This window comes from Mycoplana sp. MJR14, assembly GCF_029210525.1.
Taxonomy (GTDB): domain Bacteria; phylum Pseudomonadota; class Alphaproteobacteria; order Rhizobiales; family Rhizobiaceae; genus Mycoplana.
In genome coordinates, this window is the sequence record NZ_JARGEO010000015.1 from 1 (window position 1) to 25,274 (window position 25,274).

Genomic DNA, 25,274 nt, shown 5'->3' on the forward strand with positions numbered 1-25,274 from the left:
CGACGGCCTCGATCTTCTTGTTGACGAAGCGCAGGCCCACCTTGCCGCCGATCAGGTCGAGGGCGACGTCGCCGAACAGTTCCCGCCGCCAGCCGTGCAGCGCGGGAACGTCGGCGCCTTCGCCGTCGATCGCGATCTTCTCCAGGTCGTCGCTGTTGGCGATGATCTTGGCGGCGACGCCCTCCTTCTCGGAGACGAGCTTCAGCAGGACCTTCAGCATTTCGCTGGCAGCGGCGGCCCCCTCGGGCACGTGCTGCTGGCGCGGCAGCTTCGGCAGGTCCGTCTTCGGCGTCTCGAGCGCGTCCCTGATCGCCTCGAGCAGGGCCGTGCCCGACTGCGAGCGCTCCCAGCCCTTGGGGATCGTGCGAAGCCGGCCGAGCGCCTCGGCGTCGGCCGGCTGCTGCTGGGCGATCTCGTAGATCGTGTCGTCCTTGAGGATGCGCGAGCGCGGCACGTTGCGGGCGCGCGCCTCGCGCTCGCGCCAGGCCGCGACCTTTTGCAGGACAACGAGTTCCAACGGTTTCTTCACCCGCATTTTCAGCCGCTTCCAGGCGTCGTCGGGGTGGATGTCGTAGGTGCCGGGCGCCTCCAGGACGGCCATCTCCTCGGTCACCCACAGGCTGCGGCCTTCCTGTTCCAGCCGGGCCTTCAGGAACTGGTAGACGTCGCGCAGGTGGGTGACGTCGGCGAGCGCATATTCCAGCTGCTTGTCCGTCAGCGGCCGGCGGCTCCAGTCGGTGAAGCGCGACGACTTGTCGATCTGCACGCCCTTCGTCTTCTGCACGAGCTGGTCGTAGGAGACGCTGTCGCCGAAGCCGCAGACCATGGCTGCGACCTGGGTGTCGAAGATCGGGTGCGGGATCAGCTTGCCGAGATTGTAGATGATCTCGAGATCCTGCCGGGCGGCATGGAACACCTTGACCACGCCGGTGTCGGCCATCAGCGCGAAGAACGGCGCAAGGTCGATGCCCTTGGCCATCGGGTCGACGATCACCGCCGTCTCCGGGCCGGCCATCTGGATCAGGCAGAGCTCCGGCCAGAAGGTGGTCTCGCGCAGGAATTCGGTGTCGATGGTCAGGTAGTCGGACTTGGCGAGCAGCGCACAGGCTTCGGCCAGGGCTGCGGTTGTTTCGATGATCTGCATCAATCTGCTCGGGCGACGGCTGGTTTCAAAAGATCAGATGATTTACCCGCTCCACCATTTCGCCACAATCAAAAACTGCCGAGGCCACTCAGGTTACCGTAACGTAGCTGCTCATTCCGGTCTTCTGGTGCTCGATGATGTGGCAATGAAGCATCCACGCGCCGGGATTGTCGGCGACGAGGGCAAGGTCGGCGGTCTCGTCAGGTTGCAGCAGGATCGTGTCGGTGGCGTGGCCGAGCAGCCGCGGCTGGTTCGAGGCGACGATGTGGAAGCTCATCCCGTGCAGATGGATCGGATGCGCGTGCGGGGTGCGGTTGGCGACGCGGAAGACGTAGCTCTTCCCGAGCTTCAGCTCCGCCAGCGGCGCCACGCCGTCCGCCGTGTCGCCCGGCCAGGCGACGCGGTTGATCGCCCAGAACGTGTAGCCGAGCGAGCCGCAGATGCTCTCCCTCGCGCCATGCTCGGCCGTGGCGGTGAATTCCATCGGGATGATCTCGGCGGCCTTCAGGTCGGCGACCGGGATCGGGTTTGCGGGCAGCGCGCCGACATCCCGCAGCGAACGCTTCGCGTCCGCGCCCACCGCGCGGAAGCGCGCGACGGTCCAGGGCGCGCTGCCCTTGACGTTGGAGAGCGTCGCGACCATGCCTTCGGACGCCGGCATCCGCAGCACGATGTCCATCCGCTGGCCGGGGCCGACGTCGCAGAGATCGAGCGGGAAGGGGGCTGCCAGCGGATCGCCGTCGAGCGCCACGACCATCGCGCCGGCGCCTTCCAGCCCCAGCCGGTAGACCCGCGTCACGTCGGTCGCCGCGATCCGCACCCGCACCAGCCCGCCGGCCGGCGCGTCATAGATGGGCTCCTTCTGCCAGTTGGTCGTGCGCACCGTGCCGAAGGTGCCGCCGCGGGCGGCGTCGCGCGGCTTGAACGGGGCGATGAACTGCCCGTCGCCGCCGAGCCGGAAGTCGCGCAGGTTGAGGACGATCTCCGCGTCGAACACCGGGTCGGTCGGGTCCTCGACGACGAGGACGCCGGTCAGCCCGCGGCCCATCTGCGTCAGCGTGTTGCAATGGGGGTGATACCAGAAGGTGCCGGCGTCGGGCGGGGTGAAGCGATAGTCGAAGCCGTCGCCGGGATAGACATAGGGCTGGGTCATCTCCGGAACGCCGTCCATGGCGTTCACGATCCGAAGCCCGTGCCAGTGCACGGTGGTCGGCTCCTGCAGGCGGTTGACGAGCCGTGCCGCGAATTCCTCGCCCTTGCGCATCCGCAGCACCGGCGGCACGCCGTCGCCGGCCCCGCCGAGCCCGTAGGTCATCACCGCGTCGGTCGGGCGTCCGTCGGCGAGCAGCGCGCTGCCCTCATGCGCGACGAGTTCGGCCGGCGCATCTGCGAACGCACGCCGCGCCGCCGGCAGCGCCAGCCCGGTGCCGTAGGCGGCGGCCGCGATCGAGCAACCCTTGAGAAGCGTGCGTCGGCTGATCGGCATGTGCAGGTCCCGGTCTGGTGAGGCTGCCCCTGCATAATCCTGATCGGCGCACTCATCAATACGGCAGATAGCCTCCGCCGTCGCTCACCGGCCCCGGCCGTTCCGCTCCTCGCCGGCAAGCTTGTTGAAGAAGGCCGAGGTGCGCAAGAGGTTGCGGAAGCGTCCGTGCCGCTGTTCGGCCGGCACCCCCGGCCGCGCGCTCATGCGCAGCCCCGTATAGGCCATGAAGATGACCATGATCACGGCGGTGTAGATGAACAGCGCGTCCGGTCCGAAGAAGTCGAGCAGCACCGAGGCGAACAGTGGGCCCATGATCGCGCCGATCGACCAGAAGAACAGCATGCCGGCAGAGACCAGCGCATGTTCGCCGTCCCCCGCATGGTCGTTGGCGTGCGCCGAACAGAGCGAATAGAGCGGCATGGCAAACGCGCCGAAGACGAAGATGCCGGCCATGTTCATCCATTCGTCGCCGCCGGCGAAGATCGCCAGGAAGAGGGCTGCGAGCGTGGCGCCGAGCGTCGCGACGAGGATGATCACGCGCCGGTCGAGCTTGTCCGAATAGAGGCCGAGCGGATATTGCAGCACCACGCCGCCGATGATGCCGGCGCTCATGAAGCTCGCGATCTCGGTCACCGACAGCCCGATCTCTTCGCCGTAGATCGGCCCGAGCGAGCGGAAGGCGGCATTGGTGAGCCCGACGACGATGCAGCCGATCGTCGCCAGCGGCGAGATGTTCCAGAGCTTCCTGACGTCGAAGCGGATCGCCTCGGGCGCCACCGGCGCGGAGCGGTCGGCAAGCGAGATCGGCACGAGCGACAGGGTCAGCGCCATCGAGACGATCGCAAACAGCTGGAAGCCGCCGATGCCGACGCCGGGGATGAGATATTGCGCCGCCGTCACCGAGCCGAGGTCGACGAGGCGGTAGATGGAGAGCGTGCGCGCCCGGTTGGCGTTGGTGACGCTGGCGTTCAGCCAGCTCTCGACGGTTGCGAACAGGCTGGCGAAGCAGAGCCCGGCGAGCAGCCGCATGAAGAACCAGAAGGTCGGGTCGATCACCAGGAGCATCGCGATCGCCGAGGCCGAGGCGATCGCCGCCATGGCCGAGAACGTCCGGATATGCCCGATCGCCCGCAGCACCCGGGTCACGTAGATGCAGCCGATGGCGAAGCCGATGTTGTAGCCGGCGCCGACGAGGCCGATCAGCGAGGTCGAAAACCCCTCATACGAGGCGCGCAGCGAGATGAAGGTCCCCTGCAGCCCGTTGCCGCCGATCAGGATGCCGGCGGTGATCAAAAGGGGAACGAGGGGACGGATGTGGCTCATGCTGCTGCCGGGGAGGGGAACCGGGGGACGCCGCGCAATCGATAGCGATGTCTACAGGCGAAACGGCGCCGGTGACAGGAGAATTCCGTCCGGGGAAGAAATAATTGCCGTCCCGCGCGGAGGCGGAGAGGTTCATCAAACGCGGCGACGGACGGGATATTAGTGTATGCTAAAATTAAGGATGGCTCTGTACGGGGGGATTTCACCATGGGCATCGGTCGCAGCATGCTTGCGGGCGTGGGTTTTCTCGCGCTGAGTTGCACCTTCGGCTGGGCGCAGGAGACAGGCGGCGTCCCCGGCTCGCCGGGCGCCACGACGACGATCGAGGGCAGGCAGCTGCCGCAGCCGGATCCTTCCTTCGGCGGGGTGATCAAGGAGAAGGCATCGGACTCCAGGCCCTGGTGGGCGCCGCGCATCGTTCCGCCCAGGGGCGCGCCGAACGTGCTCTTGATCATGACCGACGACGTCGGCTTCGGGGCGCCCTCCACCTTCGGCGGGGTCATTCCGACGCCGGCGCTCGACCGCATCGCGAACGAGGGCCTGCGGTTCACCAACTTCCACTCCACCTCGCTCTGCTCGCCCTCGCGCGCGGCGCTGATCACCGGGCGCAATCACCATGTCGCGGGCTTCGGGGTCGTCGGCGAGATCGCCACCGGCTATCCGGGCTATGATTCGGTGATCCGCAAGGAATGCGGCACGATCGGCACGATCCTGAAGGAAAACGGCTATGCCACCTCGTGGTTCGGCAAGAACCACAACACGCCCTTCTACCAGGCGAGCCAGGCCGGGCCCTTCGACCAGTGGCCGATCGGCATGGGTTTCGACTATTTCTACGGCTTCGTCGGCGGCGACGCCAGCCAGTGGCAGCCGAACCTCTATCGCAACACCACCGCCATCTACCCCTTCGAGGGCAATCCTTCCTGGAACCTGACGACGGCGATGGCCGACGACGCCATCCAGTACATGAAGCAGATGAAGGAGATCGCGCCCGACAAGCCGTTCTTCGTCTACTACGTGCCCGGCGGCAGCCACGCCCCGCATCATCCGACGCCGGAATGGATCGACAGGATCTCCGGCATGCACCTCTTCGACGAGGGCTGGAACAAGCTGCGCGAGACGATCTTCGCCAACCAGAAGCGCCTCGGCATCATGCCCGAGAATGCGAAGCTGACGCCGTGGCCGAAGGAGCTGCCGCAGTGGGACACGCTCGACATCGAGCAGAAAAAATTGTTCGTCAAACAGGCGGACATCTACGGCGCCTATCTCGCCTATACCGACCACGAGATCGGCCGCGTGATCCAGGCGGTGCAGGATCTCGGCGAATGGAACGACACGCTGATCTTCTACATCAGCGGCGACAACGGCGCGAGCGCCGAGGGCATGGTCAACGGCACGCCGAACGAGTTCACCACCTTCAACGGCGTCCCGGTGCCGGTGAAGGACCAGTACCTCTGGTACGAATTCTGGGGCTCGGACCGCACCTTCCCGCATTTCTCCGCCGGCTGGGCCTGGGCCATGGGCACGCCGTTCAAGTGGATGAAGCAGGTGCCGTCGCATTTCGGCGGCACCGCGCAGGGCATGGCGGTGTCCTGGCCCGGCCACATCACCGATGCGGGCGGCATCCGCCGGCAGTTCCATCATTTCATCGACATCGCTCCGACCATCCTCGAGGTGACCGGCATCGCCCAGCCGGACACGATCGACGGCATCAGGCAGCGCCCGATGGACGGCGTCAGCATGGCCTATGCCTTCGACAAGGCGAACGAGAACGCGCCGTCGGCCCGCAAGACGCAGTATTTCGAGATGCTCGGCAACCGCGCCATCTATGACGAGGGCTGGGTGGCGGCGACCACGCCCGCGACGCTGCCGTGGGAACTGAGCACCAAGGCGCCGCCGGACGTGATCACAGGCTATGCCTGGGAACTCTACAACGTCGCCGAGGATCCCACCCAGTCGAACGACCTCGCCGCATCGATGCCCGACAAGCTGAAGGAGATGCAGGCGCTCTTCTATGCGGAGGCCGCGAAGTACGACGTGCTGCCGCTCGACAATTCGACGCTGGCGCGCTGGAACGCCGCTCGCCCGAGCCTGACGGCCGGCCGCACTGAGTTCGCCTATTCGGGCGAACTCAGCGGCGTGCCGAAGAGTGCCGCGCCCAGCATCCTGAACAGGTCCTACACCATCACCGCCGAGGTCGAGATCCCGCAAGGCGGCGCGGAGGGCGTGATCGTCACCGAGGGCGGACGCTTCGGCGGTTACGCGCTGTTCCTCAGCAAGGGCGAACTGGGCTTCGGCAAGGGCAAGGTCGTCTTCCTCTACAATCTCCTCGACCTCAAGCGCACCGCCTGGGAGGGGCCGACGCTCGAAGCCGGCAAGCACACGATCGTCTTCGATTTCGTCTCCGACGGCCCGGAACTGGGCAAGGGCGGCAAGGGCACGCTTTCGGTCGACGGCAAGGCGGTTGCCAGCAACACCCTGGAGCACGGTACGCCCGTCACCTTCCCGGAGGACGAGAGCTTCGACGTCGGGCTGGACACCCGCTCCGGCGTGGCCCTGCTCGAATATCGCTACGAGGTGCCGTTCCGGTTCACCGGCAAGCTCGACCGGTTGAGCTTCCGTCTCGGCCAGCAGCCGAAGGCCGCCCCATGACCGGCGCAATTTCGCATGGCCGATCTGAGAGGCGCCTGCGATGAACGGGTCCCGCAACCGGGCGCTGATGGTCGCCGCAGCCGGCGAGGCGGCGACCGGGCTCGCCCTGCTGGCCGCCCCGTCGGTCGTCGGGCGGCTGCTCCTCGGTGCGGAGATGACCGGCGCGGGCGTTCCGGCGGCGCGGGTGGCCGGCCTTGCCCTGATCGCGCTGGCGATCGCCTGCATCCGCATTTCGCCGCTTCTCGGCATGCTCGTCTACAGCGGCACCGCCACGCTCTACCTGGCCTGGCTCGGCCTGACGGGCACGTTCGCCGGCGTTCTCCTGTGGCCTGCCGTCGTCTTCCATGCCGTCTTCACGGTTCTGCTTGCCGCGGGGCGGGGATGAAGCGTGTCGCTTGTCGGGACGACGAACGGAAATTCGGCAATCCTTTCAACGCATGGCCCCGTCGGCCATGTCCGCCGATCGCCGCCGGGCCATACTGAGCCTCGTTCCGTCACGGATGCACCGCGAGGCGTCGCGGCGAGGCGGAGCCGGCGCCTTGTGCGAGGAAGGGACGCGCGTCCTTGCACACAGGGGTCCGCAGAAACATGCCGCGGGCGGTGCTTCCGTCGCGCGAACGTGCAACGCTGTACGGTGGCCGCGAGACGATCGCGACGATGTTCTGGAGGGACGGCGGGCGCGCTCTTATCGGCCGTTCATGTCGGTCACGACCCAGCGGTAGAAATAGTAGATCGCGACCGAGGTGACGAGCAGGGGCCACATTTGGAGGAGTTCAGGCATGACGTCGCTCTGCTTCCGGCGGGGACCTCCCCGGACCGCGGCTCGGCGGGGCGGCGCGGCGCAGGCAGGGTTAACAAAGTCTTCATGCGCGCTCTCGGGCGGGCGGACAAGTCCTTCAGAAGGTGTTCACATACTGTTTTACCGGTTGTGTGTCTTTTTCTCACCACGCAGGCCGCGACCGCGGCCACGGCCTTTCCATAGGCGATTGCCCCCGGCGTTGCCGCCGCAAGCCTTGACAAATCGGAGCGGTCATGCGCTTTTCCGCCCGATTTTGAAGAAGCGCGGCCCCGCTGTCCGGATCTGGCCGCGCAGCATTCCAGGATAGAACAATGCACCGTTACCGCAGCCACACCTGCGCCGCCCTCCGCAAGTCCGATGTCGGCCAGGCCGTCCGTCTTTCCGGCTGGGTCCACCGCGTCCGCGACCATGGCGGCGTGCTCTTCATCGACCTGCGCGACCACTACGGAATCACCCAGGTCGTCGCCGATCCCGACAGCCCCGCCTTCAAGACCGCGGAGACGGTCCGCGGCGAGTGGGTGATCCGCATCGACGGCCTCGTCAAGGCGCGCACCGAGGATACGGTCAACAAGAATATGCCGACCGGCGAGATCGAGCTCTATGCCAAGGAGATCGAGGTGCTTTCGGCCGCCAAGGAACTGCCGCTGCCGGTGTTCGGCGAGCCGGACTATCCGGAGGACGTGCGCCTCAAGTACCGCTTCCTCGACCTGCGCCGCGAAACGCTGCACAAGAACATCGTCAAGCGCACCCAGATCATCGCCGCCATGCGCCGCGAGATGACCAAGGTCGGCTTCACCGAATATTCGACGCCGATTCTGACGGCGTCCTCGCCGGAAGGCGCGCGCGACTTCCTGGTGCCGAGCCGCATCCACGAGGGCACCTTCTACGCGCTGCCGCAGGCCCCGCAGCAGTATAAGCAACTCCTGATGGTCGCCGGCTTCGACCGCTACTTCCAGATCGCGCCGTGCTTCCGCGACGAGGACCCGCGCGCCGACCGCCTGCCGGGCGAATTCTACCAGCTCGACCTGGAGATGAGCTTCGTCGAGCAGGAGGATGTCTGGAACACGATGGAGCCGGTCATCCGCGGCATCTTCGAGGAATTCGCGGGCGGCAAGCCGGTGACGAAAGAATTCCGCCGCATCGCCTATGACGACGCCATCCGCACCTACGGCTCCGACAAGCCGGACCTGCGCAACCCGATCGAGATGCAGGCCGTCACCGATCATTTCCGCGATTCCGGCTTCAAGGTCTTCGCCAACATGATCGCCTCCAACCCGAAGGTCGAGGTCTGGGCGATCCCGGCGAAGACCGGTGGTTCGCGCGCCTTCTGCGACCGCATGAACGCCTGGGCGCAGTCGACCGGCCAGCCGGGCCTCGGCTACATCTTCTGGCGCAAGGAAGGCGACAAGCTCGAAGGCGCGGGTCCCCTCGCCAAGAACATCGGCGAGGAGCGCACGGAGGCGATCCGCACCCAGCTCGGCCTCGACGACGGCGACGCCTGCTTCTTCGTCGCCGGCGACCCGGCCAAGTTCTACAAGTTCGCCGGCGAAGCCCGCACCCGCGCCGGCGAGGAGCTGAACCTCGTCGACCGCGACCGCTTCGAGCTCTGCTGGATCGTCGACTTCCCGTTCTTTGAATACAACGAGGACGAGAAGAAGATCGATTTCGCCCACAACCCCTTCTCGATGCCGCAGGGCGGCCTCGAGGCGCTGGAAAGCCAGGATCCGCTGACGATCAAGGCCTTCCAGTACGACATGGTCTGCAACGGCTTCGAGATCGCCTCGGGCTCGATCCGCAACCAGTCGCCGGAACTGATGGTCAAGGCCTTCGAGAAGGTCGGCCTCAGCCAGCAGGACGTCGAGGAGCGCTTCGGCGGCCTCTACCGCGCCTTCCAGTACGGCGCGCCGCCGCATGGCGGCATGGCGGCCGGCATCGACCGTGTGGTCATGCTGCTCGTCGGCGCCAAGAACCTGCGCGAGATCTCGCTGTTCCCGATGAACCAGCAGGCCCAGGACCTGCTGATGGGCGCGCCGACCCCGGCAACCCCGGCGCAGCTGCGCGAGCTGGCGCTCCGCGTCATGCCGACGCCGAAGAAGGACTGATCCCTTGCTTCGGAGGCTGGCCGACCGCGCTCGGGCAGCCTTCTCCCGCCCCCGGCGGCGGCCGTTCCCGCCGCCCTGTGCATTGTCATGAAACCTTCATGAACGGTTGAGTTTCTCTTAATCTCTTCAAGGCGATAGGTCGGGCTCTGATGTTTTCCGGGGCGCTTGACCATGTCCGTTTTCTCCAGGCTGAAGATTGCACACCGCGTGCTGCTGCTCGGCGTCCTCGCCGTGACCGGCATTGCCGTCATTGCCGGCATCCTGCTGGTCCAGCGGCAGGTCGAGGCGGTCAATCGCGAGACCGGCTACCGGCTGGCCGCGCGCGAGGCCGAGTTCGGCGATCTGGCGGCGGATTTTCTGGCGGCCCGCCTTGCCGAGAAGGACTTCCTGCTCGCCCGCGACATGGCCGCCGATGCCGCCTTCGAAAAGACCGCCGCGTCCGCCACCGACCGCCTCGAGCGGCTGAAGGCCGGCGCCGGACCGGAGCTGGCGAAGGAATTGCAGGACGTCGGCGCCCGCTTTGCGGAGTATCGCGCCGCCTTTACCGCCCTCGTCGGCATCAACCGGGAACTGGGGCTTGACCCGTCGAGCGGGCTGGAGGGCGCCATGCGCTCGGCCGTCCACGACATCGAGGAGCAGCTGCAGGGTGTCGAGGACACCGGCGTGCTCGCCAGCATGCTGATGCTGCGCCGCCACGAGAAGGACTTCATCCTGCGCCGCGACCCGAAATACATCGAAAGCCACGCCGCCGAGGCGGAGACCTTCACCGGGCTGGTGCGCAAGCTCTACCGGCCGGGCGCGCAGCGCCAGCGGGTGATGGAACGGTTCGACGTCTACCGCAACGCCTTCCGGCTCTATGCCGAGGTGAGCCTGAAGGAGGCGGCCGCCCGGCAGGCGGTCGGCGCCGCCCATGCCGCGATCGGTCCGGCGAAGGAGCGGGCGACGGCGCTGTTTGCGGCCGAGCGCACCGGCCACATCGCCGCAAGCGACGCCTCAGCGGCCCGCACGATCGCGGTGGTCGCCGCGCTGATCGGCGCCGCCGTGCTGGTGCTGCTGCTGGCCGTCTGGCTGGTCGGCCGCTCGATCGTCCGCCCGATCGGGCAGATGACCGCGGCGATGCGCACGCTCGCCGGCGGCCGGACGGAGATCGCCGTCCCGGGACTGGAGCGGCGCGACGAGATCGGCGCCATGGCGACCGCGCTCGAGGTGTTCCGCAAGGCTGCGATCGACAACAGGCGGCTCGAGGAGCAGGCGGAAGCCGAACGCGGCCGGGCCGAGGCCGAGCGCGTCGCCATCCAGGCGGCCGCCGAGGCCGAGGCGAACGCGCGGCTGCTGCAGGCGACCGGCGGCCTGGCGACCGGCCTGCGGCGTCTCGCCGACGGCGACCTGGACTTTTCGCTGGCCGAGCCGTTCGCTCCCGAGTTCGAGGGGCTGCGCCACGATCTCAACCAGGCGCTACGCCAGCTCGGCGGGACGCTGGCGCAGATCGCTGCCGCCGGTAGCACCATCGACGGCGGCAGCCGCGAGATCAGCGCCAGCGCCGAGACGCTGGCCGGCCGCACCGAGCGGCAGGCGGCGGCGCTGGAGGAGACAGCTGCGGCACTCGACGAGATCACGGCCAACGTCACGATGGCGGCGGACCGGGCGCAGGAGGCCCGCGACGTCGCCACTCGCGCCAACGCCAATGCCGAGCGCACGGCCGCGCTCGTCGGCGGCACCGTCGGCGCGATGGAGCGGATCGAGCAGTCCTCGCGCCGCATTTCCAGCATCATCGGCGTCATCGACGAGATCGCCTTCCAGACCAATCTGCTGGCACTGAACGCCGGCGTCGAGGCCGCACGCGCCGGCGAAGCGGGCAGGGGTTTCGCCGTCGTGGCCCAGGAGGTGCGCGAGCTCGCGCAGCGTTCGGCGGTCGCCGCAAGGGAGATCAAGGACCTGATCCGCCAGTCGAGCACCGAGGTCGAGGACGGCGTCGGCATCGTCCGCACCACCGGCACGGCGCTGGAGGCGATCGGCAGCGAGGTCAAGGCGATCCACGCCCTGATGGAGGCGATCGCCGTCTCCGCCCGAGAACAGTCGCTGGGGCTGAAGGAGGTCAACCAGGCCGTCAACCAGATGGACCAGGGCACCCAGCAGAACGCCGCCATGGTGGAGGAGAACAACGCCGCCAGCGCCGTCCTCGCCGCCCAGGCCGAACGCCTGCGCGCCCTCGTCGCCGCCTTCCGCCTGCCGGAAGCGGCCGAGACCCGGGACGCGGTCGGCCACGAACAGGGCCGGATCCTGCGGTTCGCACGGTAGGGCGGTAAGTCGACAGTCCCGGTCGCCCGGGCACAGCTTGTGCCTGGCGCCCGGGTCGCGGCAGCCTGGCGCGGTCCCCTTCGGCGGGATGCTTTCGCCGAACGAGCCAAGCGCCCGCATGCGCGGCCGCTTTGCCGTGGACGACAACAGAAAACCCGGCGGGATTGCCGCCGGGTCATTCATCGTCGGCTCTGGCCGAACGCCTATTCGTTCGCCTTCACCGTCACGCCCAGCACCTGCGGGATCGTGTTCGGTGCGCCCATGGCGGCGCCCATGATCATCGGGAAGGGGACCGGTGCGGCCGGTGCGGCGGTGATCGTCAGGCTCTTCGGGTCGTCGAGATAGGTATTGATCGCCTGCGAGATCTGGTTCTGCAGTTCGGGCATGTTCAGCTGGGCGATCATCAGCGGCGCCATCCCCTTCAGCGACTGCGCCATCTGCTCGCCGGTGACACCCTGTTCGGCGCCGACGACGTCCAGCACCTTCTTCGTCAGCGAGGCGTCGTTGAAGCTGATCTTGGCGCTGTTGAAGCTCAACTGCTGCATCAGCCCCATCATCGACATGCCGAACGCGTTGTTGGCCTCTTCCTTGTTGGGGCTCGCCTGCGCCGTCTCCACCGCCTCGCGCATGGCGTTCAGGAACTCCAGCGTATAGCCGGAAATGGCGAAGGAGAGGTCGAGCCGGCCGATATCGGTGAAATCGAACGCATATTCGTCGACGGTCATCAGGCCGGTGTCGAGCGTCCAGCTGCCCTTCACGCTGGCCTTGCCGTCGATGGTCGTCATCCCCAGCTTCTGGATCATGTCGCGGCTCTTCGGGTCCTCGACCTTGCTTAGGTCGGCCTTGATGCCGGAGACGGTGGCGTCGTAATCCAGCCCGGCATCGTTGGCGCGGCGGATGACATTGGCCTCCATGCCGGCGACGGAGAAGACCTCGGTGCCCTTGCTCGTGACCTTGATCGGGCCGGAACTGGCCCGCTCGTAGAAGAGCATGGTGTCGAGCGAGGTGCCGTCGGCCTTTGCCGGTACCACCAGCCCGCTGAGCTGCATGTCGGTCGCGGTGATGGTCATGTCGCCCTCGGTGCGATCGACATCCGCAAAGCGGACGGTCTCGACCGTGTAGCCGCCGTCGCCGTCCTCGGCGACACCTTCGAGCCTGACGTCACCGAGCGCCATCGCCTCGCCGCCGGCCGGTGTTACCGTCGTGGACTTCAGCGTGACCGTATCGCCGTCCGTCGCGATGGTGCCGTAGGCGACCGTCAGCCCGCTTGCACCGTTCGCCGCATTCAGCTTGGCGACGAGGTCGACGCCGTCGAGCGCGAAGGCGGGGCTTGCGAGCGCTGCAAGCGCAACGCCTGCAAAGAGGGTCGTAAAGGGACGATGATAATGCATTGTGGTTCCTTTTTGCCGTATCGGCCGCGACCGACGTCCGGTCGGAAACGTTTGATCCGCCTCGTCTATTCGCAGGCGGTGCGGCCCGCCCCGCGTTTTGCGGGCCCTGCCAGCACTACTTCACATGAATGGTGGCGGGAATGAGGAAAGTCTGGTTGCCGGGGCCGTCGACGTAGCGCTGCGTGGTCACCCCCAACGAGAACGTGTCGGTACCGCGGAAGCCGTTGTCCGGCCGATAGAAGATGGCGGTGCCGTGGACGGTCTTGCCGTTGCATAGATTGTAGGCCGGGTTACTGCTCGGGTTGCGGTATTTCGCAGTCGTCCATTGCGTGCGCACCTTCCCGTGCGCGGGTGCCTTGGCGATGTGGATCTTGGGCTTACCTGCCACCTCGCAGGTCGTTGCGGCGATGGGGGCTATGAAGCCGATCTGCGTCTCGCGGTTGGCCGGGAGGGTCAGCACGTCCTCGGCGGCCTGGGCGGGAACGGCGGTAACGGCGAGCAATGCGGCCGGAAGGAGGACCTTCCGCCAATGGGCGACTGTGAGCATCTGGATCACGCTGGTTGAAGTGGAACGGATATCCCCCGGAAAATGCGGGGACGCGGAATTCCTATTGGCTTCCGAGGCTTATGACAACCATTCCGTGCGCAACTTCGGGTTCCCCGGCTCCGGCTATCCACAGCGCAATCGCCCGGATTCCTTGCCGCGAATCGGCGAATTCGCTAGTCAAGTCCCATGGGACAAGAGATTTTGCCGCCCGGTGGCGGAGACGACGACAATATCCTTCCGGTCGATCTGAAGGCGGCGCTCGAGGAGCGCTATCTCGCCTATGCGCTGTCGACCATCATGCACCGCGCGCTGCCGGACGTCCGTGACGGGCTGAAGCCGGTCCATCGCCGCATCGTCCATGCGATGCGCGTGCTGAGGCTCGACCCCGGCCAGGCCTACAAGAAGTGCGCCCGCATCGTCGGCGACGTGATGGGTAAGTTCCATCCGCACGGCGACGCCTCGATCTACGACGCGCTGGTGCGCCTGTCGCAGGACTTCGCCATCCGCTATCCGCTGGTGGACGGGCAGGGCAACTTCGGCAACATCGACGGCGACAACCCGGCGGCCATGCGCTACACCGAGGCGCGCATGACCGACGTCGCCACCCTGATCCTCGAGGGGATCGACGAGGACGCGGTCGATTTTCGCCCGACCTACAACGAGGAGGACGACGAGCCCGTCGTGCTCCCCGGCTCCTTCCCCAACCTTTTGGCCAACGGCGCCTCGGGCATCGCGGTCGGCATGGCGACCTCGATCCCGCCGCACAATGCGCACGAGCTCTGCGACGCCGCCCTGCACCTGATCAAGCATCCGGAAGCCACCGTCGAGGACCTGATGTTCGATCCGGCCAACCCGCAGAAGGGCGGCATCGAGGGACCGGACTTCCCGACCGGCGGCGTCATCGTCGAGAGCCGCGCGAGCATGCTGGAATCCTACCGCACCGGTCGCGGCGGCTTCCGCGTGCGGGCAAAGTGGGAGACCGAGGACCTCGGCCGCGGCGGTTACCAGATCGTCGTCACCGAAATCCCCTACCAGGTGCAGAAGTCGCGGCTGATCGAGAAGATCGCCGAACTGCTCCTGGCGCGAAAGGTTCCGCTGCTGGAGGACATCCGCGACGAATCCGCCGAGGACGTGCGCATCGTGCTCGTGCCGAAGAGCCGCAGCGTCGATGCGGCGCTCTTGATGGAGTCGCTGTTCAAGCTGTCGGAGCTGGAAAGCCGCATCCCGCTCAACATGAACGTGCTGTCCATGGGGCGCGTGCCGCGGGTGATGGCGCTGAACGAGGTGCTGTCGGAATGGCTGGCGCACCGCCGCGAGGTGCTTCTGCGCCGTTCGCGCCACAGGCTCGCCGCGATCGAGCGCCGGCTGGAGATCCTCGGCGGCTATCTCGTCGCCTATCTCAACATCGACGAGGTCATCCGCATCATCCGCGAGGAGGACGAGCCGAAGCCGGCGCTGATGGCGCGCTTCACGCTGACCGACCTGCAGGCCGAATCGATCCTCAACATGCGGCTGCGCTCGCTGCGCAAGCTCGAGGAGTTCGAGATCCGCACCGAGTTCGACGGCCTGACGAAGGAGAAGGCGGAGATCGAATCCCTGCTCGCCTCGGAGGCCAAGCAGTGGCAGACCGTCGCCTGGCAGATCGGCGAGGTGAAGAAGAAGTTCGCCAAGGCGACCGAGATCGGCCGCCGCCGCAGCCAGTTCTCCGATGCGCCCGAGACCGACATCGAGGCGATCCAGCAGGCGATGATCGAGAAGGAGCCGGTGACGGTCGTCATCTCCGAGAAGGGCTGGATCCGCGCGCTCAAGGGCCACATCGCCGACACCTCCGGCCTGCAGTTCAAGGAGGGCGATGCGCTCAACGTCGCCTTCCCGGCGCAGACGACCGACAAGATCCTGATCGTCACCACCGGCGGCAAGGCCTATACCCTCGGCGCCGACAAGCTGCCGGGTGGCCGCGGCCACGGCGAGCCGCTGCGCATCATGGTCGACATGGAGAACGACCAGGACGTGCTGACCGCCTTCGTCCACGATCCCGGCCGCAAGGTGATCCTCGCCTCGCAGGCAGGCAACGGCTTCGTCGTCGCCGAGACGGAAATGGTCGCCAACACCCGCAAGGGCAAGCAGATCATGAATGTCGGCATGCCGGACGAGACGAAGCTGGTCGTGCCGGTGCGCGGCGACCACGTCGCCGTCGTCGGCGAGAACCGCAAGATGCTGATCTTCCCGCTCGTGCAGCTGCCGGAAATGTCGCGCGGCAAGGGCGTGCGCCTGCAGCGCTACAAGGACGGCGGCGTCTCGGACGTCCGCTGCTTCGCGCTCGACGAGGGCCTGTCCTGGGACGACAGCGCCGGCCGCAATTTCGTCCGCACGAAGGAAGAACTGGCCGAGTGGATGGGCGACCGCGCCGGCGCCGGCCGCACCGTGCCCAAGGGCTTCCCGCGCAGCGGCAAGTTCAGCGGGTAGGGCTCAGCTTCCGGAGGGCAGGGGGACGGTGAAATCGCGCAGGAAGCGCGTCGCCCCGTCCTCGTCGATCTCGCCGGCGGCAACGCCGAGGACGAATTCGATCACCTGGGCCTGGTCCGCCTGGATCAGGTGGCCGTTGATGTACAGGAACATGAACGCGGCCAGAAACCCGGTCCGCTTGTTTCCGTCAGAAAACGGATGGTTGCGGACGATTCCGTAGAGATAGGCCGCGGCAAGGACGAAGAGATCATCTTCGCCGTAGGCTGCCTTGTGTTGCGGACGGGCGAGCGCCGCTTCCAGCGCATTTTCATCTTTCAGGCCCGGCAGACCGCCGTGCTCCTTCAACTGCTCGTGATGGACGAGTTCGACGGCTTCGCGCGTGAGCCACTTCATCGACGTCATTTGGCGAGTTCACGCAACGCGACCCGATACTTCTCCATGCCGACGCTTGCGGCGCGAAGTTGTTCGGCCAAGTCCGCATTCTGCGGAATGAGCGTGAGTTGGCCGTTTTCCTCGGTAACGGTGAACTCATCGCCGGCCTTGACCCCCAGACGCTCCAGCACCTCCTTGGGGATGATGATGCCTTCGGAATTGCCGATCTTGCGGATGGTGACGTTCATGGCCGTGTCCTCATGTTGCAACAATGTTATAACATGGGTTGCGCCCTGCCGCAATTTCAAGCTTCAGGCCTGTGTCGCCGCGATTTCCGGGCCGCCGGCGCGCAGCCGCGCCGCTCGTGCCTTGCTGCGCATCTGCCACAGCGAATGCACGAGCAGGGCAACGATCAGGATGGAGCCGCCGATGAGCGTCTGGCTGGAGGGGCGCTCGGTGAAGATGACCCACACCCAGATCGGCGCCAGGATCGTCTCCAGCAGGTAGAACATGCCGACTTCCGGTGCAGAAAGATAGCGCGGCCCGGTGGCGAGGCAGAAGAAGGCGAGCGGGATCATCACCAGGCCGTTGAACAGGATGAAGGCCGGTTGCTCGATCTGCAGCGCCCCGCCCGGCAGCATGATCAGGGCGGTAAGACCGGGGATGATCGCGGTGACCAGCGGCACGAGGCCCATGTCGGCGCCGCTCTTGCGGCTGATGGTGATCGCGCTTGCAAGGATCAGCGCATTCAGCGCCGCCATCGCATCGCCGAACATGTGGCCGCTCGAAAGCCCGTCCTGCACGATCAAGGCCACGCCGCAGACCATGGCGGCCATGGCCAAGAGCGTGGCGTTGGCCGGACGCTCGCCGAGGAAGATCCAGGACAGCAGTGCCGCAAACATCGACGTGAAGGCGAGGATGAAGACGACGTTGGCCGTCGTCGTGTTGAAGACGGCGAGCATGAAGGTCAGCGAGCCGACGCCGTAGAGCAGCCCCGCCAGAAGGCCGGCGCGGCCGGGCAGCAGCGTGACGGGGCGCTTCAGCAGGAACCGCAGCACCGCCCACAGCGCGAATGCGACGGCGAAGGTCGAAAAGCTGCGCACGGCGAGTACCGACCAGACCTCGCCGTGCGAGGAGCGGATCAGCGGGATGTCGAAGGAAAGGGCGAGGCCGCCGATCGCGGTGATCAGCAGGCCGCGGCGGTGCAGGGCGGGGTCTTGGGATTGTGGCACGCGAAAGTCCGATTCTCAGTCTTGATTTTCGCCATCATAGCGTTCCCAGCCACGCGCCATCAGGTGTTCCTGCGGCAAAAACTTTGTTTTGTAGTCCATTTTGCGCGAACCCTTGACCCAGTAGCCGAGATAGACGTGCGGCAGGCCCAGCGCCTTTGCGCGCCGCACATGGTCCAGGATCATGAAGGTGCCGAGCGAGCGCTGCTCCTGGTCGGGGTCGAAGAAGGAATAGACCATCGAGAGCCCGTCGCCCATCCGGTCGGTAAGCGCGACGGAGACGAGTTCCCCGCGCGGCCGCTCCTCGATGCCGGAGCCCTCGGCGCGCTTGCGGTACTCGATGATCTTGGTGTGCACATGGGTGTCTTCCACCATCATTGCATAGTCGAGCACCGACATGTCCGACATGCCGCCCTTCTGGTGGCGGCGATCGAGGTAGCTGCGAAACAGCGAATACTGCTCGCTCGAGGGTTCGGCGGGGTACTCGTAGCCGACCAGGTCGGCATTGGCCGCAAGCACGCGCCGCATCGAGCGGGTGGGCTGGAACTCGTTGACGAGGATGCGCACCGAGATGCAGGCGCGGCAGGTCTCGCAGGCGGGGCGATAGGCGATGTTCTGCGACCGGCGGAAGCCGCCCTGGGTCAGAAGGTCGTTCAGTTCGGGCGCACGCTCGCCGACCAGATGGGTGAAGACCTTCCGCTCCATTTCGTGCGGCAGGTACGGACACGCAGCCGGGGCCGTCAGGTAGAACTGGGGGGCAGGGGTTGTCTGGGTATTCATGTTTTCGGCGCGCGACTCCAACCGGGCCTGACTTTCAATATTAGCATGGCGCAAGTAAGGAAAAGGTCAACCGGTCGGGCCCCGGCGAAACATTACAAATGCATCGCATCCGCAGCCACCTTTCGAAGCATGCCGCCAGCGCAAAGGCTGAGGGCATGCGACGCAAGGCGCTTGCGATGCGGATTGCCGGCGCCCTTCAGAGGCTGGAGCGGCGGACGACGACGGTGCCGAGCAGAAGGTCGTGCAGGAGGCGGCTGCGGTCGGTGAACAGGCCGATCAGCAGGATGAACGGCGTCAGCACCGCGTTGCCCAGCCAGAACAGCACGAGGTAGACGATGGAGGTGAGGAAATCCATCGGCCGGCCGTCGACGCGCATGACGGCGAGGTCCATCACGTTCATGCCCACGCTCGCCTGGTTCGGGCCGCCGATCGTCAACCCGAAATAGAGCATGGCGACGATCACGAACAGGGCCGGATAGAGCATCCAGCCGAGGCCCAGCGTGATGATGCCGAGGAAGAAGACGACGACGGCCGCCGGCACCCAGAGGAGTGCCACGATCGCATAGTCGATCAGGAAGGCGAAAATCCGTCGGGACAGCACGCCGCGGTAGGCGCGCCAGTCCGTGCTCGGCAGACGAACTTCGTCATAGTTACTCATCGAACGGCTCCTGGTTTCATTCATGTCACTGATATGGGAACTGCCGATGCGAATGCAATGAAGCCGTGCCGCGACCCGGCACAGCCGATGTCGACCGTCGGAGCGTGTCAGCCCTTCTTCGCCAGCGCCCGCGCGGCCTCGACGGCGAAGTAGGTCAGGATGCCGTCGCAGCCGGCGCGCTTGAAGGCGAGCAGCGTCTCCATCATCACCCGGTCGCCGTCGATCCAGCCGTTGATGGCGGCGGCCCTGATCTGCGCATACTCGCCGGAGACCTGGTAGGCGAAGACCGGCAGCCCGAACGCCTCCTTCATCCGGAAGCAGATGTCGAGATAGGGCAGGCCGGGCTTGACCATCAGCATGTCCGCGCCCTCCTCGACGTCGAGGGCGGCGTCGCGGATCGCCTCGGTGCCGTTGGCGGGGTCGATGTAGTAGGTCTTCTTGTCGCCCTTGAGCAGGCCGCCGGTGCCGATCGCCTCGCGATAGGGGCCATAGAAGGCGGAGGCGAACTTCGTCGCATAGGACATGATGCCGACGTTCTGGTGACCGGCTTCGTCCAGCGCCTGCCGGATCGCGCCGATGCGCCCGTCCATCATCTCCGACGGCGCGATGATGTCGGAGCCGGCATCTGCCTGCACGACCGCGGCCCTCGCCACCTGCGCCACCGTCTCGTCGTTGACGATCTCGCTGCCGCGCAGGATGCCGTCATGGCCGTGGCTGGTGAAGGGGTCGAGCGCCACGTCGGTGATGACGCCGATCTGCGGCACGTGCTTCTTCAGCGCCCGCGTCGCCTGGTTGATCAGGTTGTCGGCCGCCAGGCTGTTCGAGCCGGTCTCGTCGCGCAGGCTCATCTCGACGTTGGGGAAGGTGGCCAGCGCCGGCACGCCGAGGTCGGCGGCCTCCTTTGCCGCCTCGACCAGGCGGTCCACGCTCATCCGGTTGACGCCCGGCATGGAGGGGATCGGCTCGACGACATTCGTACTGGGGACCACGAAGACCGGCCAGATCAGGTCGTCGACCGTCAGCCGGTTCTCCTGCACGAGGCGTCGCGTCCAGTCCGCCTTGCGATTGCGGCGCATGCGCCGGTGGCCGGTGATCTGGTCGACGATGTTTGTCATGGGACTGTCCTTGCGATTTCCTGCCCGCTCATAGCACGCACCTGCTCCCATACCAAAGGGTGGCGCGCCGTGCGAATGCGGCACGAAGCCGCTCGGGCTCGAGATTGACGCTTTATGCGCGGGGGCAGGCTGCTATTGTCCGCCCATGGCTCCTGATTCTCCAAAAGTCCCGCGCTGGACGCTGACGGACACGCTGTATGTGCTGTTCCTCAGGATGATGGCGATCATCTGCCTGTGGTTCGCGCTGCAGTACTGGGCGATGCTGACCGGCTTCTCGCTGGGGGGCAGGGGGCGTTTCGATCTGCTGCCGCCGGCCTGGAAGGCGGCCTCGACGGCGCTGGCCGTGATGTTCCCCGTCGCCGCTGTCGGCCTCTGGCTGCTGGCGCCCTGGGGCGCGGTGATCTGGGTGCTGGCCGCCGCCACCGAGATCGCCATGCACGAGTTCTATCCGTCCATCTTCGGCATCAAGCCGCTGCTCGTCATCGCCCACATCGCGGTCGCCGTCGTGTACGTCCTTTTCCAGCTCGCCCTCTTCCTGCAGCGGCGCAAGCAGGCCAGACAGGTAAGGACTGATTTACCGTGAGACAGGGTCTGCTTCCGGTAAGGCGCTGTTAAGGCTGCGGTTTAAGTAGAATTTTAGACGCATTCGATAGGGTCTCACTCAAGGCGGGAAAAGACACCGCCACCAAAACAGTGAGGCAGAAAATGAACACGAAGCTCAAGCCGCAGGCACCCGCCGTCGATCAGCAGGAAGTGGCGATCCGCAACCTGTATCTCGAATCCCTCCACCTCGTCGAGCGTCTGCACCGTCGTCTGCTCGACGTCATCAAGGACGAGTTCGACCGTGCCGGTCGCTCCGACGTCAACGCCATCCAGGCGCTGCTCCTCTTCAACATCGGCAACGCCGAACTGACCGCCGGCGAGCTCCGCTCCCGCGGCTACTATCTCGGCTCGAACGTCTCCTACAACGTCAAGAAGCTGGTCGACCTCGGCTTCATCAACCACCAGCGCTCGCGCGTCGACCGCCGCTCGGTCCGCATCAGCCTGACCGAGAGCGGCCAGGAAGTGGCCGAGACCGTCGCAAAGCTCTACGAGCGCCACATCGGCTCGATCCAGAAGGTCGGCGGCATCGGCGAGAACGAGTTCACCGAGATGAACCGCCTGCTGCAGCGCCTCGACCGCTTCTGGAACGACTCGATCCTGTATCGGCTCTGAGTGGCCGCAAGGAACCGGATCGTCACGGCGGCGGCACTGATGTGCCGCCGGTGCCGGACCTGACGGTCGAGGACGTCAGCGCGAACTGGTTGCGCTGCCCAGACGGTTGAAGACCTCTTCCAGAACGAGTGCGCCGTAGGCCGCGTTCATGTGGTTCAGGTCGGTGTCGGGGTGCTCGCGCTCGCCGTCGAGACGCAGCGATCCCCTGCTGTAGCGCGCATCGGTCATCGCCCCGTCCACCAGCGCATGGGCCGGCGGAAAGATGACCTTATCCTTTCCCATCACGCGCTCGAGCGAGTTGCGATACAGCGAGGCGATCGAGGGTCCGTGTGTGCCGGCGATGAGGCTGAGAACCGGGTCGTCTGAACGGGCCAACCTGAGCTCCGACGAGGGCAGGGGGGTCGTCACATAAAGCGCACGCACGGCGCTTTGACGCGTGACCTTCCTCAGCAACCGGTTGGCGAAGCTCTTGCGAACCCGTGACGAGATGAGTTCCGCGAACAACTGATCGGAAACGAGATTGAACTGTGACTGGCTGTCGCGGATCGTCTCGTCCACAAGGCCGTATGGACGCCATCTGTTTGTCAGGCTCAGCGCAGAGGTCAAGGTCAGGCCCGCCCCGACAAGCAGGACGACATCATAGCTGTCGAGCGCGATCCCTTCCGACCCCGAAGTCTTCAGGAAAAATTTCCGTGCGGTGTTCGTCGTCGGCAGGACGATGCCGTGCTCGACCGTCAGGTCCCTCACGCTGGTTCCGGGCACGCCCAGGAACGTCAGCTCGTGGCGATGGCTGCTTCTGATGTTTTCCCAGCCGAACTTCAACGCGCCGACGTGGGAATTGCCGACAACACAGATCTTCAATGCCATCAGGAGAACGCCTCCAGCAGCGCCTCTTCGCAGACGACGTCGTCCTTGCGCGCCGGTGCCTTGCCATTGGCTTTCTTGCCCTGGCCGCCGGCGCGCTTGCCCCTGCCGGCCGTCTCAACTCCCTGCGCCGTCAGGAAGGTCCGCATGACGTGGTCGACGCCGTGCCGGTTCACCGAACGCATGTTCGGCTCGTAGAAGAAGCCGCGCGTGGAGGGGGAGACGATGATCTCGTAGGAGGGGAAATAGTCGACATCCTCGAACTTGCCGTAGAGCGCGCCGCAGACCGCGCGCAGGACCGACTTGGAGTAGGTGGTAGCGACGAGGACGTTCTGGCCGGACGCCGTCGCCGTCAGGGGCACCGGCGAGACGGTGAACAGGAAACGCATGGCCGGGTTGATCGCCTTGAACAGGCTTCTCGCCTCGATCATGTCCTGCATGACCTCTTCGACATCGAAGTTCTTGAAGGCATGCTTTTCGGGGTCGAACCTGCCGGCGATGACGCCGGGGCAGCTCGGATAGACGATGCCGGTGGCGATGTCCTGCCAGGCTTCCGTCAGGCCCAGCGTGAAGATGAAGACGTCGGTCTTCCCCAGCATGGCCTTGACCTTGCGCAGGTGCTGCCGGCGGTGCGCCACCGCTTCTTCGAGGCTCCCCAGTCCCTCCGGCTCCACCGAGGGGCGCAGCGCATCGTAGTAGCGATTGCCGCGGATCCAGAAGTCGGTTTCGCGGACGGTGCCCGAGGCGCAGTCCTTCAGCAGCTGCACGAGCTGCCTGGCGGTGTAGATGTTGCCGTACCGCGCCGAATAGATGCCGTAGCCGAAGGTTTCGGCGACCTCGGTTTCCAGGCCGTTCGGCGCCGGCTCCTCGTCGAGGACGGAAAAGCCGTTCGATCGCAAGGCGCGGCCGACGTGCTGGGCAAAGCAGCTGCCCGCAACGGCGATCCGCTCCTCCGGGCCGATGCGGAACTTCGGCGAAAACAGCTCGTCCATGTCCAGCGGGTGCTTTTCCGCAACGGCGCTGCGCCAGTATCGGGACGGCGGCAGGTCGGTATAGGGTGTGGGAGAGGGGCGATCTATGGTCATCGATCTGCTCTCGCGAGCGAATGATATGAAAGCCGTGCCCGGACAATATTTCACACATTCCTAAAATGGCAATCGATGAATTGAACGATGGCCCGGAAGGCAGGGGCGGCGCGGAAGTCCCTGCGATCACGCCTCGGTCACATGGCGGTGTCCGTGCCAGACACGCTTTGGCCATATTACTGTGACAGCGAGAAGGCGGCTGAAGCCATGCATGTTCCGCATGGCCGGTTTCCGTTTGTTAACCCTGTTCGTATTAGGTTCCGTGGGATATGGGCCTTCTGGCGCAAGATTCGCACGGGCGATGGCCGTTTGCGGCCGGGCAGAGAATGGTAGGATAGATGTCTCGCAAGATCGGAATTGATGTGTTTTCGCGCCGCGCCTTCCTGCGTACGGCAGCATCCGCCGGTGCTGCCGCCGTTGCCGGATCGGCCGCCGCCCAGACCGCGATCGACGACATCCTCAACGCCAACGGGCGGGGCAACTGGGACGACCAGTTCGACGCCAAGGCGTCGCGCACGGCGACCGCCGTCGTCTCCAACAATCCGATCTTCGGCCCCGGTTCGGCCGGCCATATCCAGCAGGCGATCTACGACTACCAGAACATCGTTTCCGGTGGCGGCTGGCCGATGGTCAACGCCCCGCAGAAGCTCGAGCTCGGCGTCAGCGATCCCTCCGTCCAGCAGTTGCGCCAGCGCCTGATCATCTCGGGCGACCTGCCGCGCTCCGCCGGCATCTCGAACGCCTACGATTCCTACGTCGATGGCGCGGTCAAGCGCTTTCAGGCCCGGCACGGCCTGCCGGCGGACGGCGTGCTCGGCGAATACACGCTGAAGGCGATGAACGTGTCCGCCGACATCCGCCTCGGCCAGCTGCGGACCAATCTCGTCCGCATCCAGGCCATGTCCGGCGACCTCGGCCACCGCTTCGTGATGGTGAACATTCCGGCCGCCTATATCGAGGCTGTCGAGAACAACCGCGTCGCACTCCGCCACGCCGCCATCGTCGGCAAGATCGACCGGCCGACGCACGCCATCAATTCCAAGATCTACGAAGTCATCCTGAACCCGTACTGGACCGCGCCGCGCTCGATCGTCGAGAAGGACATCGTGCCCCTGATGCGCAAGGATCCGACCTACCTGACGCGCAACTCGATCCGCCTCATCGACGGCAAGGGCAACGAGGTGGCGCCGGAGACGATCGACTGGTTCGCCGACAAGGCGCCGAACCTGATGTTCCGTCAGGACCCGGGCAAGATCAACGCCATGGCCTCGACCAAGATCAACTTCCACAATCCCAACAACGAGTACATGCACGACACGCCGTCGCAGGGCCTGTTCAACAAGCTGATGCGCTTCGAGTCCTCCGGCTGCGTCCGCGTCCAGAACGTCCGCGACCTCGTCACCTGGCTGCTGCGCGACACGCCCGGCTGGTCGCGCCAGGAGATCGAGCGCGTCATCTCCACGCGCCAGAACACGCCGATCAAGCTCACCGAGGAAGTGCCCGTCTACATCGTCTACGTCACCGCCTGGTCGGCGACGGACCGCGTGGTGCAGTTCCGCGACGACATCTACGAGCTCGACGGGGCGGCCGAACTGGCCCTGCAGACCAATATCGGCGTCGAACAGGCCGCCGGTTCGGTGGAGCAGGACTTCCTGCCGCAATAGGCGCGAAGTGTCACGATTTTTCAGGGCCGTGCAATCGGAAGGTTGCGCGGCCTTTTCCGTTCCGCAGGGCTACGCGTGTCGTATTTA

21 protein-coding genes are annotated in these 25,274 nt (G+C 66.0%); 8 read left to right on the forward strand and 13 right to left on the reverse strand.

The genetic code is table 11. From position 1 onward, the window contains the following. The 3 genes from rnd to P0086_RS23410 form a co-directional block, all read right to left on the reverse strand. On the reverse strand, nt 1–1,138 hold a 1,138-nt coding region (rnd, locus tag P0086_RS23400), incomplete at its 3' end, for a ribonuclease D (RefSeq protein ID WP_275790546.1). 94 nt (nt 1,139–1,232) lie between these two features. Further along, nucleotides 1,233–2,630: a multicopper oxidase family protein gene (locus P0086_RS23405; protein ID WP_275790431.1), complete on the reverse strand. Its 1,398-nt coding sequence runs from the start codon at nt 2,628–2,630 to the stop codon at nt 1,233–1,235. A gap of 84 nt (nt 2,631–2,714) precedes the next feature. Next, nucleotides 2,715–3,953, reverse strand: coding sequence for an MFS transporter (locus P0086_RS23410; RefSeq protein ID WP_275790433.1), 1,239 nt, complete (start codon nt 3,951–3,953; stop codon nt 2,715–2,717). A 207-nt stretch (nt 3,954–4,160) separates the two neighbouring features. On the opposite strand from P0086_RS23410, the gene P0086_RS23415 reads away from it, so the two are divergent. The 4 genes from P0086_RS23415 (at nt 4,161) to P0086_RS23430 (ending at nt 11,801) form a co-directional block, all read left to right on the forward strand. Further along, a complete protein-coding gene (locus tag P0086_RS23415) occupies nt 4,161–6,602 on the forward strand; it encodes an arylsulfatase (RefSeq protein ID WP_275790435.1) in 2,442 nt (813 codons plus the stop codon). Nucleotides 6,603–6,642: 40 nt separating this feature from the next. After that, on the forward strand, nt 6,643–6,987 hold the full coding sequence (locus P0086_RS23420) for a hypothetical protein (protein ID WP_275790438.1): 345 nt from the start codon (nt 6,643–6,645) through the stop codon (nt 6,985–6,987). 725 nt (nt 6,988–7,712) lie between these two features. Continuing rightward, entirely contained in the window at nt 7,713–9,503 is a 1,791-nt protein-coding gene (aspS, locus tag P0086_RS23425; protein ID WP_148149909.1) for an aspartate--tRNA ligase, read from the forward strand. A gap of 171 nt (nt 9,504–9,674) precedes the next feature. Continuing rightward, a complete protein-coding gene (locus tag P0086_RS23430) occupies nt 9,675–11,801 on the forward strand; it encodes a methyl-accepting chemotaxis protein (protein WP_275790441.1) in 2,127 nt (708 codons plus the stop codon). A gap of 203 nt (nt 11,802–12,004) precedes the next feature. On the opposite strand, the gene P0086_RS23435 is transcribed toward P0086_RS23430, so the two are convergent. Both P0086_RS23435 and P0086_RS23440 read right to left on the reverse strand, forming a co-directional pair. Then, on the reverse strand, nt 12,005–13,192 hold the full coding sequence (locus tag P0086_RS23435) for a hypothetical protein (protein WP_275790443.1): 1,188 nt from the start codon (nt 13,190–13,192) through the stop codon (nt 12,005–12,007). 115 nt (nt 13,193–13,307) lie between these two features. Continuing rightward, nucleotides 13,308–13,739, reverse strand: a complete 432-nt coding sequence (locus tag P0086_RS23440; protein ID WP_275790445.1) for a hypothetical protein — start codon at nt 13,737–13,739, stop codon at nt 13,308–13,310. A 186-nt stretch (nt 13,740–13,925) separates the two neighbouring features. On the opposite strand from P0086_RS23440, the gene parC reads away from it, so the two are divergent. After that, the gene (gene parC, locus P0086_RS23445) at nt 13,926–16,205 is read left to right on the forward strand and encodes a DNA topoisomerase IV subunit A (RefSeq protein ID WP_148179463.1); all 2,280 of its coding nucleotides are present in this window, start codon (nt 13,926–13,928) and stop codon (nt 16,203–16,205) included. Between the two features lie 3 nt (nt 16,206–16,208). On the opposite strand, the gene P0086_RS23450 is transcribed toward parC, so the two are convergent. The 6 genes from P0086_RS23450 to hemB form a co-directional block, all read right to left on the reverse strand. Continuing rightward, nucleotides 16,209–16,607, reverse strand: a complete 399-nt coding sequence (locus P0086_RS23450) for a type II toxin-antitoxin system death-on-curing family toxin (RefSeq protein WP_148179462.1) — start codon at nt 16,605–16,607, stop codon at nt 16,209–16,211. Then, the gene (locus tag P0086_RS23455) at nt 16,604–16,825 is read right to left on the reverse strand and encodes an AbrB/MazE/SpoVT family DNA-binding domain-containing protein (RefSeq protein ID WP_112607942.1); all 222 of its coding nucleotides are present in this window, start codon (nt 16,823–16,825) and stop codon (nt 16,604–16,606) included. Before P0086_RS23455 ends, P0086_RS23450 begins: the two co-directional genes overlap by 4 nt. Before the next feature lie 63 nt (nt 16,826–16,888). Continuing rightward, nucleotides 16,889–17,809: a DMT family transporter gene (locus tag P0086_RS23460; protein ID WP_275790449.1), complete on the reverse strand. Its 921-nt coding sequence runs from the start codon at nt 17,807–17,809 to the stop codon at nt 16,889–16,891. A gap of 15 nt (nt 17,810–17,824) precedes the next feature. Beyond that, nucleotides 17,825–18,586 carry an arginyltransferase gene (locus P0086_RS23465; protein WP_275790452.1) on the reverse strand — a complete coding sequence of 254 codons (762 nt, stop codon included), beginning with the start codon at nt 18,584–18,586 and terminating at the stop codon, nt 17,825–17,827. A gap of 196 nt (nt 18,587–18,782) precedes the next feature. Continuing rightward, nucleotides 18,783–19,244 carry an RDD family protein gene (locus tag P0086_RS23470; RefSeq protein WP_112597663.1) on the reverse strand — a complete coding sequence of 154 codons (462 nt, stop codon included), beginning with the start codon at nt 19,242–19,244 and terminating at the stop codon, nt 18,783–18,785. Between the two features lie 107 nt (nt 19,245–19,351). Further along, on the reverse strand, nt 19,352–20,359 hold the full coding sequence (gene hemB, locus P0086_RS23475) for a porphobilinogen synthase (RefSeq protein WP_275790454.1): 1,008 nt from the start codon (nt 20,357–20,359) through the stop codon (nt 19,352–19,354). A gap of 145 nt (nt 20,360–20,504) precedes the next feature. Between hemB and P0086_RS23480 the strand changes: the two genes are divergently transcribed. Next, nucleotides 20,505–20,942: a DUF6163 family protein gene (locus tag P0086_RS23480; protein ID WP_112597667.1), complete on the forward strand. Its 438-nt coding sequence runs from the start codon at nt 20,505–20,507 to the stop codon at nt 20,940–20,942. A gap of 122 nt (nt 20,943–21,064) precedes the next feature. Continuing rightward, nucleotides 21,065–21,574 carry a MarR family winged helix-turn-helix transcriptional regulator gene (locus P0086_RS23485; RefSeq protein WP_148189759.1) on the forward strand — a complete coding sequence of 170 codons (510 nt, stop codon included), beginning with the start codon at nt 21,065–21,067 and terminating at the stop codon, nt 21,572–21,574. A 75-nt stretch (nt 21,575–21,649) separates the two neighbouring features. Here P0086_RS23485 and P0086_RS23490 read toward each other — a convergent pair whose 3' ends face one another. Both P0086_RS23490 and P0086_RS23495 read right to left on the reverse strand, forming a co-directional pair. Further along, a complete protein-coding gene (locus tag P0086_RS23490; protein WP_275790458.1) occupies nt 21,650–22,441 on the reverse strand; it encodes a hypothetical protein in 792 nt (263 codons plus the stop codon). Continuing rightward, complete coding sequence (locus P0086_RS23495) at nt 22,441–23,523, reverse strand: GSCFA domain-containing protein (RefSeq protein ID WP_275790460.1); 1,083 nt, start codon at nt 23,521–23,523, stop codon at nt 22,441–22,443. The genes P0086_RS23490 and P0086_RS23495 overlap by 1 nt, the downstream gene beginning before the upstream one ends. Nucleotides 23,524–23,861: 338 nt before the next feature. On the opposite strand from P0086_RS23495, the gene P0086_RS23500 reads away from it, so the two are divergent. Next, nucleotides 23,862–25,187: a L,D-transpeptidase family protein gene (locus P0086_RS23500; RefSeq protein ID WP_112597675.1), complete on the forward strand. Its 1,326-nt coding sequence runs from the start codon at nt 23,862–23,864 to the stop codon at nt 25,185–25,187. The last annotated feature ends 87 nt before the right edge of the window (nt 25,188–25,274 follow it).

Coding starts and splice junctions, on each gene's coding strand:
- P0086_RS23405 (WP_275790431.1), bottom strand. CDS start 2,630: ATGCCGATCAGCCGACGCACGCTTCTCAAGGGTTGCTCGATCGCGGCC.
- P0086_RS23410 (WP_275790433.1), bottom strand. CDS start 3,953: ATGAGCCACATCCGTCCCCTCGTTCCCCTTTTGATCACCGCCGGCATC.
- P0086_RS23415 (WP_275790435.1), top strand. CDS start 4,161: ATGGGCATCGGTCGCAGCATGCTTGCGGGCGTGGGTTTTCTCGCGCTG.
- P0086_RS23420 (WP_275790438.1), top strand. CDS start 6,643: ATGAACGGGTCCCGCAACCGGGCGCTGATGGTCGCCGCAGCCGGCGAG.
- aspS (WP_148149909.1), top strand. CDS start 7,713: ATGCACCGTTACCGCAGCCACACCTGCGCCGCCCTCCGCAAGTCCGAT.
- P0086_RS23430 (WP_275790441.1), top strand. CDS start 9,675: ATGTCCGTTTTCTCCAGGCTGAAGATTGCACACCGCGTGCTGCTGCTC.
- P0086_RS23435 (WP_275790443.1), bottom strand. CDS start 13,192: ATGCATTATCATCGTCCCTTTACGACCCTCTTTGCAGGCGTTGCGCTT.
- P0086_RS23440 (WP_275790445.1), bottom strand. CDS start 13,739: ATGCTCACAGTCGCCCATTGGCGGAAGGTCCTCCTTCCGGCCGCATTG.
- parC (WP_148179463.1), top strand. CDS start 13,926: ATGGGACAAGAGATTTTGCCGCCCGGTGGCGGAGACGACGACAATATC.
- P0086_RS23450 (WP_148179462.1), bottom strand. CDS start 16,607: ATGACGTCGATGAAGTGGCTCACGCGCGAAGCCGTCGAACTCGTCCAT.
- P0086_RS23455 (WP_112607942.1), bottom strand. CDS start 16,825: ATGAACGTCACCATCCGCAAGATCGGCAATTCCGAAGGCATCATCATC.
- P0086_RS23465 (WP_275790452.1), bottom strand. CDS start 18,586: ATGAATACCCAGACAACCCCTGCCCCCCAGTTCTACCTGACGGCCCCG.
- P0086_RS23470 (WP_112597663.1), bottom strand. CDS start 19,244: ATGAGTAACTATGACGAAGTTCGTCTGCCGAGCACGGACTGGCGCGCC.
- hemB (WP_275790454.1), bottom strand. CDS start 20,359: ATGACAAACATCGTCGACCAGATCACCGGCCACCGGCGCATGCGCCGC.
- P0086_RS23480 (WP_112597667.1), top strand. CDS start 20,505: ATGGCTCCTGATTCTCCAAAAGTCCCGCGCTGGACGCTGACGGACACG.
- P0086_RS23485 (WP_148189759.1), top strand. CDS start 21,065: ATGAACACGAAGCTCAAGCCGCAGGCACCCGCCGTCGATCAGCAGGAA.
- P0086_RS23490 (WP_275790458.1), bottom strand. CDS start 22,441: ATGGCATTGAAGATCTGTGTTGTCGGCAATTCCCACGTCGGCGCGTTG.
- P0086_RS23495 (WP_275790460.1), bottom strand. CDS start 23,523: ATGACCATAGATCGCCCCTCTCCCACACCCTATACCGACCTGCCGCCG.
- P0086_RS23500 (WP_112597675.1), top strand. CDS start 23,862: ATGTCTCGCAAGATCGGAATTGATGTGTTTTCGCGCCGCGCCTTCCTG.